Here is a 12,672-nt window from a genome sequence, read left to right as displayed (position 1 = left end):
TTTATTCGGCTACAAATTTATTTTTCTTTGATGATGAATTTACGGTTAGAACCACCGCGGTTAGAAGACTTCCCATTACTATTGTTATTACGTTTCTTGGAGTCTTTCCAGTCACGTCGTCCGCCGCCATTACCGCGTTGTTCACGGTCACGACGATTACCATTCCACTTGCCACGTCCACCACGGGAACCGTTGCCGCCACGATGACCACCGCCACCGTTACCGCTATGAGATCCCCCATTACCCTTCTTACGGGGAAGTGGTCGTTCTGATGAAATCTTAACGTTAACTTCACTTGAATCAGCCTTAGTCTCTTTCTTCAAGAGCGCTGCAGCCAATGTTTTAGCATCATATTCTTCTAACAAATGATCTGCTTGTTCGGAATATTTGGTAACATCAGTATGTTTAACGAGATCTTTTATGTTATCTTCAGCTGCTGCTGCACGACCCGCAAAGGCGTCTTGTTCAGTAGGTGGCTTCAATGGTAGCAAACGTTTCTTCGTTAGACGTTCAATATCACGGAGATAGTCCATTTCCCAGTTAGTAACAAAGGTAACAGATGTACCATGGGCGCCGGCACGTCCGGTACGACCAATTCGATGAACATAACTCTCTGGATCCTGTGTAATATCATAGTTATAAACATGAGTTACACCAGTAATATCCAATCCACGAGCCGCAACATCAGTAGCAACCAAGATATCAAGATCACCATTTCTAAATTGATGTAAAATACTCATACGACGTTGCTGAGTCAAATCGCCATGAATGCCCGCTGCATTATAGCCGCGAGCAACTAAGCCCTTAGAAACCTCATCAACACGCCTTTTAGTACGTCCAAAAATAACTGCTAACTTAGGCGCCTGTACATCAAGAACACGTGTTAAAATATCAAATTTTTCAAATTCCTTCGAACGAACATAATACTGATCAACTAAGTCAGCTGTCAATTCTTTTGATTTTACAGTAACTTGTTTAGGGTCATGCATAAACTTGACACCAATCTTTTTGATCGCTTGTGGCATTGTTGCAGAAAACAGCAATGTTTGACGATCATTTGGTGTTTTTTCAATAATTTGTTCAATGTCGGGTAAGAATCCCATATCTAACATATCATCAGCTTCGTCCAAAACCAGTGTATTCACATGATCCAAACGAATTGTCTTACGTCCGATATGATCAAGCAAACGACCTGGTGTACCAACTACAATCTGTGGATGACTCTTTAAACTATTGATTTGGCGACGAATATCTGCACCACCATAAACCACTTGTACTTTAGCTTTTTTATACTTACCTAATTTAAAAATTTCAGCTTGTGTTTGCGCAGCTAATTCACGCGTTGGCGATACAATAATCGCTTGAATATTAGGATTATTAAGATCAACATGTTGTAATATTGGCAAACCAAACGCAGCCGTTTTTCCTGTACCAGTTTGTGCTTGTCCAATAATATCCTTTCCAGCTAAAACATCCGGGATCGTTTCTGCTTGGATTGGTGTTGGTTCCTCGTAACCATTATCGATAACTGCTTTTAAGACGTCATCGTCTAAACCTAATTCGGTAAACTTCAAAAATATTTCCTCCTAAAAAATGTGCTCACAGTATCAGAGAAAATCCGTCCTCCTGGCAAATGCCACTGCAAAACACTTCTAAACATTAACTGTACTATCATACACCTATCCAGGGAACATAAGCAAACAAAAAGGGAATCACCACAAGCATTTCAGCGGCAAAACCCTTTATTATCAAACTAATTACGCTTGAAAAATAAATATTTTATTCTTTAATTGCATCCACAACATTTTCCAAATGAATTCCGTGACTAGCTTTTAATATAACAACATCATTTTCAGTGAGAATAGCATTTAGTTGTGAACTCAACTCATCTAATTGATCACTATTATAATAATGAATATTTTTCTTCGAATACTTTCCCTTTAGGTTTTCTTCTAAAGACTTCATTCGTGGACCAACAAGATATACTTCTTGAAATTGTTCTGGACTAAGACTGTCTGCAAGATCAGCATGCATGGCATCTGAATCAACACCTAATTCCAGCATGTCCCCTAGTACAGCAATTCTTTTACCTTCTGTAGGGACCCTAGTTGTAGATGCCAAAACTGCACGAACGGCAGTTGGGTTAGAGTTATATACGTCACTAAGAATCCTTTCACCATTTTTGCCTTTAAGCCATTCAGTTCGATTTTTAGTTAAATCAAAGTTCTCCAAAGCAGTGGCGATTTCTGATTCTTTCATGTGATAATTTAGCCCAACTGAAATAGCAGCTAGGGCGTTTGACACGTTATACTCGCCCATCAAAGGAATTGAAAAATCAATTGTTGGGTCTGTATTAACTTTAAATGTAGTTTTAGTTGGTTCTACTACGATATCAGTTGCAAACACCTGATCAGCATCGTTAAGCCCAAAAGTTGATTGGCGTTCAGAAACTGTTTTGGCTCTCTCAATTAAAAGTGGTTCATCACCATTGTAAATAAATAGACCATCATCCTTGAGTCCATGTGTAATTTCCATTTTTGCATCGGCAATTGCACTCCGAGTATGGAAGAATTCAATATGAGCTTCCCCAATCATTGTAATTACCGCTGTATCAGGTTGTACCATGTGACTTAATAAATCTAGCTGTCCTGGTCGGTCCATTCCCAATTCAATTACTAAAACTTCGGTATTAGAAGTCATACCCAGAATTGTAAGTGGGACACCAATTTCATTATTGAAATTAGCCTTAGTTTTTACAACATTATATTTTGATCCTAGAATAGCTGCTGTCATATCTTTAGTAGTAGTTTTACCGTTACTACCAGTAATCGCAACCACTTTAGGATTAAAACGTTCTAAATAGTATTTTGCTAAATCTTGTAAAGCTTTTAAAGGATTATCAACTAACAAGGCCGGAATTTCACTCGGTTGATTTGCATGTTCTGACTGCCAAAAAGTAGCAGTTGCTGCAGCCTTTACGGCATTTTCAATAAAATCATGTCCGTCACGATCACCATTTAATGGCACAAAAAGCGCACCCGGTTCTAACTTGCGACTGTCGAACTGAACACTTGTAATAGTGAGTGTTTGCCATTCTTCGGGAACCTCTGTGATACCAACTGCTTTCGCAATTTCACTCAGTTGCATTTTCATAATTTAAGTACTCCTTTTCGAATAACGCACTTATAATTATACCATAGTCCAATATTCCATTTTATTATGACAAAGTAATAGAAAAAAGACCCTCAACAGGTCTTAATACAAGTTATCACTGTCAAAGGCTTTAGGGTCCGAAATAACCATATGCCAGTGTCTACTTTTGAAATTATATTTTAGGACAGCAATTTGAGCTGCCTTATTATAAAGAGACTCTCTACTTCGCAGCGTTGGTGCCAAATTGCTATCACTCACCATTAAAATTGGAATGCGATATTGTCGATCTTGCTCAAAGGCTTGGTCGAAAGCAAAAATAATGCCTTCACTTAAAACCGGGATCAATTCACGTATCATTGTTTGCGGAATCTCATCAAAATGAACCACCCGACGAAACATCATACGATGTTCATTTTGCATTGTTTCTGCATGTCTTAGGATCGAGAGGTTAAGAACCGAGTAAAAGTTCTTCAAACGACGATAATAAGTTTTGACCTGATTTTCACCCAAACTCAAATAAACAAAATCATTCTGTAGCTTATAAGAAAATGGTGTACTCAAATGCGTTCCCATATGCCCCATGAAAAGTAAATCTGCAATATCTGAATCCGTTAAATCACCAATACTCTCTTTCTGAGAAAAATCAATCCATCGTAGTTGCTTAGCGCCAGTTAACATATATTCAGCAATCTCATCCTGTCCACTAAGTTCATTAAAGAGCGTGTGACTATCTATCGGCAAATCATCATTGGTTTGTCCGTTAATCAATAAAATATTGGATGGCCTCTGTAAGACCCCATTCATAAAATCGCCAGCGCTAATTCCCCTAGAATAAATTAAATTAACCAACGATTCAAAATGTACGTAAATGTAATCATCACGCATGACTTTCTACTCTCTCTCACTCTACTCTAATAATACAGATTTCATTGTACTACCTTTTACTTAGAAATACTTACATTTTTTCCAATCTAGCAACCCGGTCTTCAATTGGCGGATGGGTATCAAAGAGATGTGCCATTGAGCGCTTGTGTTTAAAAGGATCCGATATATATAATGCCGCACTGCTAGGATCTGCTTCTTTCATTGGTGCACTGTCTGAAATTTTTTCAAGAGCACTAATCAATCCTTGAGGGTTTCTAGTAAGCTCAACACTCGATGCATCAGCCAAATATTCCCGATTTCTTGATAATGCCATTTGGGCAATCGAAGCCGCAATCGGTCCCAATATAACTAAAACAACGGAAATGATCATTAAAATAATCCCGAGATTTCCCTCGTTATCATTATTATTACGCCGTCTACCTCCACCCCACCAAAAACTGCGCATTCCGATGTTTACTAGCATCGCAATAGCCGATGATAACGCTAAAGCAATCGTTGAAAGGCGAATATCATAGTTCCTGATATGTGAAACTTCATGTCCTATAACACCTTCCATTTCTTCACGATTTAACCGTTGCATAATCCCAGTAGTAACTGCTACTGCTGCATGTTTGGGATCATTTCCGGTTGCAAAAGCATTAGGACTAGGGTCGTCAATAATGAATACTCTAGGCATTGGAACTTTAGCAACTAGTGCCATATCTTCGACGATATGCCACAGCTCTGGATTATCTTGTTCAGATATCTCGCGAGCATGGTTCATCCCCATAACAACACCCGTAGATTGTGCAATCATAATTCCCATATAAACAGCTGTTACAACAGCTGCCATCACGATTCCAGATATCGCACTATTATAGAACACGTATCCAACGGCTCCACCTATAAATAAAAGTAGGATTGCAAAGCCAATCATCACATAAATAGTACGTCGCTTATTTTGTGCAATTTGCTGATAGAGCATCCTTTAAACACCTAACTCCTTATTATTTTTGGTCATCAAATGATACTTTAGGTACTTCCGTTTCTTCCTCGGGTACCTGTAAGTAATTTACTGATTTAAATCCAGTCATTCCTGCTACTAAATTACTTGGAAATGTTTGTAACTTGATATTGTAACTAGCAACACTTGAATTATAAAGTTGACGTGAATAAGCAATCTTATTCTCAGTATTAGTTAGCTCTTCCATCAATTTTGTAAATTCTGTATTAGCCTTTAAATCTGGATAGTTTTCTGCCAAAGCGAAAACCGATTTTAATTGTCCACTCAATTGATTAGACAATTGCATAGTTTGTTCACGATCTACACTAGTGGGATTTGGATTAGATTCCTGATCAACTAATTGATTTCTTAATTCAACAACTTTTTCAAAGGTTTCCTTTTCATGAGTGGCATAGCCTTTCACAGTAGAAACCAAGTTAGGGATCAAATCATTCCGTCGCTTCAGTTGTACATCAATCTGACTCCATGATTCTTGTGTATACGTGCGTGCCTTCACCAAATTGTTATAAAGCACAATTCCGGCAATAATGATTATTGCTAAAACAATAATTATGATCCACATTGCTGACATATTATTCACTCCTTCAAGTATTCTAAGTCCATCTTAACAAAATAAAGTGCAAAATAGTGAAATTATTACCATCTATTCAGCAATTCTTATACTTTAACGATTAAACTTTGATGCAAGCATCTTTTGCACATTATGTGGCGCTTTATTATTACTCATCTTTTTATCATATTTAGCTCTAATCATAAGTCTTTTAGCACCTGTTGCATCACAAGTTATCATCGTCAACATTTTTTTATTTGGAACATCATTAATTACACTGACATCCGTTGCTGGTATAAACTTTCGCTCATTCACAGTGTATTCATATACATTCTTTAAATCCGTCAAATACACTTTTTGACCAACGCGTGCTTCCCAATACAACGGACTAAATAGAATATTATTATTTACCATGTGGTGACCAGCAATTGCATAATTCCCCTCACCCATTTTTTGATTAGCTTTTAAGGTTCCTGCCGCCAATGCTAAAGTAGTATTATCAACACCAGCTGCAATTGGTAAATTCATTTTCACGTCCGGATACGCAACTTCACCGATCACATTAATTTGGTTTGATTTTGCGCGCGCTTTTGCAACAGTTTCCCAATCCAATGACTTAACCTTTGAAAAATCAAAGGAAGCATTTTTATTTTTGCTTGTTGCAATTGTTTTTTCCGTTACAACCGGGTTATAGGAAGAAATTAGCCAATTTTTGATTTGTCGATTAAAAATCAATGCCAAACTAACCAATACTAGTAAGCTGATTATGACTCGATATGACCATTTTTTTACTTTTGCTTTCATCAATATGCTCCCCCAGCTTATCATTTTTTTAAATTGTGCTATTGTATTATAGTATATCTTTTTTGAAAGAAGGCCGATTATGTTTAATAGGTTGAAATATCAATTCACCCGACGGCGTTCGCCATGGGAACAAAATCTTTTCGTCCTCTGGTTTGGAACTTTTATAGCTGGAATAGCATTCAGCGAGATAATGCCATTCCTGTCATTGTATGTTAGTACTTTAGGAAATTATTCCAAATCTCAACTAGCACTTTATAGTGGCATTACCTTTTCGGCAACTTACTTCGTCACAGCCATTGCATCTCCATTCTGGGGTAAACTTGCCGACCGACGGGGACGTAAAATTATGATTTTACGTGCCGCGCTTGGCATGTCAATCGTTATGGGAGCCATGGGATTTGTACAAAATGTCTTTCAACTCATTGTACTACGTCTCATTCAAGGAGTATTTTCTGGATATATCAGTAATTCCAACGCCTTAATTGCAACTGAAACACCAAAGGAACACAGTGGTCAAGCACTTGGAACGTTATCAACTGGTTATGTTTCCGGATCATTGGTTGGTCCGCTAGTTGGTGGTATCTTAGCACAATTATTCTCTTACCGGTTAACATTTATTATTACCGGTGTGCTATTACTAATAGTATTCTTCCTCAGTTGGTTTTTTGTTGAAGAACATTATAAACCCATAGAACACTCCAAACCACTTTCAACACAGGAAGTTATTGGTAAGTTAGATAATCCTCGTATAGTTTTTGGCATGTTTATCACCACAATGATTATTCAAGCTTCCAATAATTCAATTGCACCCATTATAAGCTTGTACGTTAGTGAGTTAATGCATGGTGGTCCCGGTGTTACGATTGCTGCCGGTATCGTCGCTGCTATTCCAGGAATCGCCAACTTATTTGCCGCTCCTCGTTTAGGTGAACTTGGGGACCACATTGGGACCGAACGTATCCTTTCCTATGCCTTTATTTTTGCCATGGTTATGTATATCCCGATGGCGTTCGTTACGTCCGTGTTCTTCTTAGGATTTTTCAGATTTCTAATCGGAATCTCTGACGGTGCAATGTTACCAGCTGTGCAAAGCATTCTTGCAAAACGTTCTCCAGCTGAGGTGACAGGACGAGTCTTCAGTTGGAATCAATCCTTCCAGGCTATTGGTAATATGGTCGGACCATTGATTGGCTCAGTAGTCTCAAGTATTTTTAATTACAACGCTGTTTTCATTGCAACATCTATATTAGTATTGTTTAACTTCTTATTGTTTCAATGGAATCGTTCCTCAATTAAAAACTAAAAGCATTTTCTTTAGTTGGTATTTTAAAATACCAACTTTAGTAGAAAATGCTTTTTTATTTTAAAAATAAAAAAAGACCTCGCCATGGCGAGGTCTTTGGTGGTTATTATTGGTCCAAACCGTACTTCTTGTTGAATCGAGCAACTGTACCGTCGGCTTGTTGGAACTTCTGACGTCCTGTATAGAAAGGATGTGAATCAGAAGAAATTTCAACACGAATCAATGGATATTCGTTGCCGTCTTCCCAAGTGATTGTTTCAGCTGAACCTTTAGTTGAACCTGACAAAAACTTGTAACCAGTTGTTGAATCTTGAAATACAACTTGATGATACTCTGGATGAATTCCTTGCTTCATAATTATCGCTCCTTTGCCATGAATCATATGCTGAATCATAGTTATTTATAAATCAACGAACCCAAGTTTATCATAATAGATAACTTGCCACAAGGACTATTTAGTTGTTCGCTGCTTTCTTCCTAATTTAGTTTTCTTTAATTCTTCTACAAAAGCCTTGTTATTATCCGTATTTGACAGCAATTTAATCAACTGTTCTGAATAACTGAGTGAGTCTCCACGCATCGAGTTGCGAATCTCCCAAAGCTGCTTAAGTATTGCTGGTGCCAACAATAGTTCTTCTTTTCTAGTACTCGATTGTCGTACATCCAAGGCTGGGAAAATGCGGCGATCGGCCATTTCTCGAGAAAGGGTTAATTCAGAATTACCTGTTCCCTTAAACTCTTCATAAATCACATCATCCATTCGGCTTCCAGTATCGACCAATGCTGTTCCTAAAATTGTCAGTGACCCACCTTCCTCAATGTTTCGAGCAGACCCAAAGAATCTCTTTGGTCGATAAAAGGCGGCCGGATCAATCCCACCAGACAAAGTTCGGCCACTTGGCGGAATCACCAGATTATATGCTCGCGTCAAACGAGTAATCGAGTCTAACAAAATCACAACGTCCTGTCGATCTTCTACTAACCTTAAAGCACGATCTAGTACCAATTCGGAAACTCTAATATGGTTTTTAGGTTCTTGATCAAAAGTTGATGATACGACCTCACCATCAATTGAGCGCTCCAAGTCTGTAACTTCTTCAGGTCGCTCATCAATTAATAGAACAATTAACTTTACATCTGGATAGTTTGTTGTAATACCATTAGCAATTGCCTTCAAAAGGGTTGTCTTCCCTGCCTTAGGTGGCGCTACAATCAAGCTACGTTGTCCAAATCCCATTGGTGCAAACAAATCAACCATTCTTGTTGAGAGATTATCCGTCGTTGTTTCTAATTTAATTTGTTTGTTGGGGTAAATCGGAGTTAACGCTGGAAAATGGGGACGTGTCTTGGCTTCTTCGGGATTTTTACCGTTCACACTGGTAACACGCATCAATCCATAATATCGTTCCTTTGGCTTAGGATGTCGTGCCTCTCCAGCTACTAAATCTCCATTTCGAAGCCCAAATCGGGTTATTTGTGAAGCTGATATATATATATCTTCTTGTGAAGGGCCGTAGTTAATAGGACGTAAAAATCCAAATCCTTCATTTTCAATGACGTCTAAAACGCCTTCCATTTCAACAAATGATTGTTTTTTAGCCTGAGCACGCAAAACAGCCAGTGACAATTCTTTCTTGTTCATCTGGCTGTAGTAAGAAATTTTATATTCGCGAGCTAACTCGTAAATCTCTTTTAACGTCATGCTTTGCAAGTCATTCATTGTTAGAAAATCATTCATGAAATTCCTCCTCGCAATAACTAAAGTTCAGGTTCTTCAATAATCTGTACTTTAGCGCCTAACTTAGTAAGCTTTTTAATCAAGCTATCATAACCACGCATAATATTGTCTGCCCGTGTGATCGTTGTTGTTCCCTCAGCCATAAAAGCAGCAATCATTAAACATGCTCCAGCCCTGATTTCACCAGCTTCTACCTCAGTACCTTGAAGGTGGTCAGTGTGTTCCACATAAATCACGCCATTTTCGCTTCGAATCTTGGCGCCCATCTTCTTTAATTCCGTTACATGTTTAACTCGTTCTGGGTAAATCGTATCATTAACAACACTCATCCCCGAAGCACGCAATAAAGATGCTGTTAACGGTTGCTGTAGATCAGTTGCAAATCCCGGAAAAGGACTCGTATTTATCTCAATAGCACTGATGCTGGAAATAGCAGGAACATAAACTTGGTCTTCGTCCATCTTTATATTAATTCCCGCTTCAACTAACTTGGACGTAAACGACTCCAAATGTTCAGGAATTATATTTTTAACCGTAATCCCATTACCAACCGCAGCAGCCAACGACAAATAGGTTCCTGCTTCAATCCGATCAGGAATAATGGTATGGGTGGTTGTTGAAACGAGTTTTTCAACCCCTTCAACTCGGATAACATCTGTACCGGCGCCTCGCACCTTGGCCCCCATACTATTCAAAAACATTGCTAGGTCTATAATTTCAGGCTCACGAGCTGCGTTTTCAATGGTAGTTAATCCACGTGCTTTAACTGCCGCTAAAATCACATTAATTGTTGCTCCAACCGAAACGACATCCAAAAAGATGTGAGCTCCATGGAGTCCACGCTTATCAGCCGTAATGTAAACTGTATCTTCGTTTTCGCTAACAGAAGCACCTAATGCTTTGAAGCCTTTAATATGTTGATCAATCGGCCGCGGTCCAATATTATCGCCACCAGGAAATGTCACCGTCGAACGATTGAATTTTCCTAAAAGGGAACCCATAAAATAATACGAGGCTCTTAAACTTTTAATTGCGCGGCTTGGTAGTGGATTTTCAACAATTTCGGTTGGATCAATAACCATAACCCCATCTTCGAATGTAGAATGTACATTCATTGACTCAAGAATAACCATTAAGTTATGCACATCTAAAATATCCGGCACGGAATCAAATCGAACCGGCGTATCAGCCAAAATTGCAGCAGGAATTAGTGCAACTGTGCTATTCTTTGCACCACCAATGGTTACCTCGCCCGAGAGTCGTTGTCCACCCTCGATAATCATTTTTCTCATGAATTTTTCCTCACAAAATTACTTTGGACCTAAATTTCACTTTAAGTATTTAAATTTATATTTACAGTCAACATCAATCATAAATAATTTTGTAGTAAAAAACAACTATTCCACAAATTTTTCATAAAGAATTCTGTATCCATGCACTTAAGACTTTGAAAAAAATGTATCCTCTGTAACATCTAAATAAAAAACTACCACAAAATTTGTAGTAGTCATTATTTAAACAATTCTAGAGGTTAGCAGCAGCTACAAATGCTTTAAACAATCCTTCTGGCCGTTGTGGTCTCGACAAAAATTCTGGATGATATTGAGCAGCTACAAAGAATTTTTTGTCAGGTATTTCAATAACCTCTACCAAACGATTGTCTGGAGATGTACCAGCAAATACTAAACCTTTTTCTTCCATTTCTTCACGATATTGATTGTTAAATTCAAAGCGGTGACGATGGCGTTCTTGAATCATTTCTTGATTATTGTACGCCTTGGCAGCAACTGTTCCTGGCTTTAACTTACATGGGTACAAGCCCAAACGCTGTGTTCCTCCCATGTCCTTAACACCCTCTTGGTCTGCCATTAAATCAATAACATTATGTGGTGTTTCTGGATTCATTTCTGTTGAATTAGCATCTTTGTATCCAAGAACATTGCGAGCAAATTCAACACTAGCCATTTGCATTCCTAAACATACACCAAGGAACGGAACGTTTTTGGTACGAGCATATTCAATTGCAGTAATCATACCCTCAATACCACGATCACCAAATCCGCCAGGCACAATAATACCATCTTGACCTTTCAAAACCTCAGCAACATTGTCAGGATTAATCTTTTCTGAATCAAAATTAGTGATCTTCACATTAGCGTTAACTGCATAACCAGCATGCTTCAAAGCCTCATTAACAGAAATGTATGCATCTTGTAATGCAACATACTTACCAACCAACGCAATATTAATAGTATGATCTAACTTGTTTTGAACGTGGTCCACTAATTCATGCCATTTATCCATGTTTGCAGCAGGTGCCTCTACTCCAAGCTTTCTTAACACTATATCGTCCATCTTTTGTTTCTGTAAGTTTAATGGAATCTCATACAAACTTGCAACATCACGAGATTCAATAACTGCCTCTGGTTCAACATCACAGAATGATGCGATTTTTTCGCGCATAGAATCAGTAATAGGTTCTTCTGTCCGTAGAACTAAAATGTTAGGTTGGATACCTAATCCGCGTAACTCTTTAACACTATGTTGAGTCGGTTTTGTCTTCATTTCTCTGGCAGCCTTTAAATATGGAACCAGAGTTGTGTGAATATAGACCACGTTTTCAGGCCCAACTTCACTCTTCATTTGGCGAATCGCTTCAAGGAAAGGCAATGATTCAATATCACCAACCGTTCCACCAATTTCAGTAATAACAATATCTGAATCGGTTACTTTACCAGCGCGCATGATTTTTTCCTTAATCGCATCAGTGATATGTGGGATAACTTGAACAGTGGCCCCCAGATAATCTCCGTGTCGTTCCTTACGTAAAACTTCGGAATAAATCTTTCCAGTCGTCACATTAGAGTATTTATTTAAATTAATATCAATAAATCGCTCGTAATGGCCTAAATCCAAATCCGTCTCTGTTCCATCATCTGTTACAAATACTTCTCCATGTTGGTATGGACTCATTGTTCCTGGGTCAACATTGATATATGGATCAAACTTTTGAATTGTAACTTTAAGGTTACGATTCTTAAGTAATCTACCCAATGAGGCAGCAACAATTCCCTTTCCAAGTGATGACACAACTCCACCGGTAACAAAAATATACTTGGTCATTATCTAGCTTCTCCTTTTAATTAAAATCGGCGACATATTAAAAACAAAAAATACCCCCTATTCCTAAGAATAGGGGGTATGTCCGTTCTGATGGCTGGCTTACATCACCAGCG

Annotated in this window: 11 protein-coding genes; 1 reads left to right on the top strand and 10 read right to left on the bottom strand. The window is 38.3% G+C overall.

Translation table 11 applies throughout. The features are described 5' to 3' along the window. Positions 1-17 precede the first annotated feature (17 nt). The 6 genes from PECL_RS01090 to PECL_RS01065 all read right to left on the bottom strand — a co-directional run bounded on the left by PECL_RS01090 (position 18) and on the right by PECL_RS01065 (position 6,395). Entirely contained in the window at positions 18-1,574 is a 1,557-nt protein-coding gene (locus PECL_RS01090) for a DEAD/DEAH box helicase (protein ID WP_014214748.1), read from the bottom strand. A 205-nt stretch (positions 1,575-1,779) separates the two neighbouring features. After that, positions 1,780-3,153 carry a UDP-N-acetylmuramoyl-tripeptide--D-alanyl-D-alanine ligase gene (locus PECL_RS01085; RefSeq protein ID WP_014214747.1) on the bottom strand — a complete coding sequence of 458 codons (1,374 nt, stop codon included), beginning with the start codon at positions 3,151-3,153 and terminating at the stop codon, positions 1,780-1,782. Positions 3,154-3,255: 102 nt separating this feature from the next. Beyond that, positions 3,256-4,038: a hypothetical protein gene (locus PECL_RS01080; RefSeq protein WP_014214746.1), complete on the bottom strand. Its 783-nt coding sequence runs from the start codon at positions 4,036-4,038 to the stop codon at positions 3,256-3,258. Positions 4,039-4,108: 70 nt separating this feature from the next. Continuing rightward, positions 4,109-5,002 carry a zinc metalloprotease HtpX gene (gene htpX, locus PECL_RS01075; RefSeq protein ID WP_014214745.1) on the bottom strand — a complete coding sequence of 298 codons (894 nt, stop codon included), beginning with the start codon at positions 5,000-5,002 and terminating at the stop codon, positions 4,109-4,111. Positions 5,003-5,024: 22 nt separating this feature from the next. Further along, on the bottom strand, positions 5,025-5,612 hold the full coding sequence (locus PECL_RS01070; RefSeq protein WP_014214744.1) for a LemA family protein: 588 nt from the start codon (positions 5,610-5,612) through the stop codon (positions 5,025-5,027). Positions 5,613-5,705: 93 nt separating this feature from the next. Further along, entirely contained in the window at positions 5,706-6,395 is a 690-nt protein-coding gene (locus tag PECL_RS01065; RefSeq protein ID WP_014214743.1) for a class A sortase, read from the bottom strand. A 79-nt stretch (positions 6,396-6,474) separates the two neighbouring features. Here PECL_RS01065 and PECL_RS01060 point away from each other — a divergent pair, with 79 nt between their 5' ends. Continuing rightward, complete coding sequence (locus PECL_RS01060; RefSeq protein ID WP_014214742.1) at positions 6,475-7,698, top strand: multidrug efflux MFS transporter; 1,224 nt, start codon at positions 6,475-6,477, stop codon at positions 7,696-7,698. Positions 7,699-7,804: 106 nt separating this feature from the next. Here the strand turns inward: PECL_RS01060 and PECL_RS01055 are convergent, their stop codons facing one another. The 4 genes from PECL_RS01055 to PECL_RS01040 form a co-directional block, all read right to left on the bottom strand. Next, the gene (locus PECL_RS01055) at positions 7,805-8,053 is read right to left on the bottom strand and encodes a type B 50S ribosomal protein L31 (protein ID WP_014214741.1); all 249 of its coding nucleotides are present in this window, start codon (positions 8,051-8,053) and stop codon (positions 7,805-7,807) included. A gap of 96 nt (positions 8,054-8,149) precedes the next feature. Further along, positions 8,150-9,436, bottom strand: coding sequence for a transcription termination factor Rho (gene rho / locus PECL_RS01050; RefSeq protein ID WP_014214740.1), 1,287 nt, complete (start codon positions 9,434-9,436; stop codon positions 8,150-8,152). A 20-nt stretch (positions 9,437-9,456) separates the two neighbouring features. Further along, complete coding sequence (locus tag PECL_RS01045) at positions 9,457-10,728, bottom strand: UDP-N-acetylglucosamine 1-carboxyvinyltransferase (protein ID WP_041534541.1); 1,272 nt, start codon at positions 10,726-10,728, stop codon at positions 9,457-9,459. Positions 10,729-10,960: 232 nt separating this feature from the next. Beyond that, positions 10,961-12,559: a CTP synthase gene (locus PECL_RS01040; RefSeq protein WP_014214738.1), complete on the bottom strand. Its 1,599-nt coding sequence runs from the start codon at positions 12,557-12,559 to the stop codon at positions 10,961-10,963. Positions 12,560-12,672 lie beyond the last annotated feature (113 nt).

This window comes from Pediococcus claussenii ATCC BAA-344, from assembly GCF_000237995.1.
GTDB lineage: Bacteria > Bacillota > Bacilli > Lactobacillales > Lactobacillaceae > Pediococcus > Pediococcus claussenii.
The sequence above is the reverse complement of the archived record's forward strand: the minus strand, read 5'-3'. Positions and strand labels throughout refer to the sequence as shown.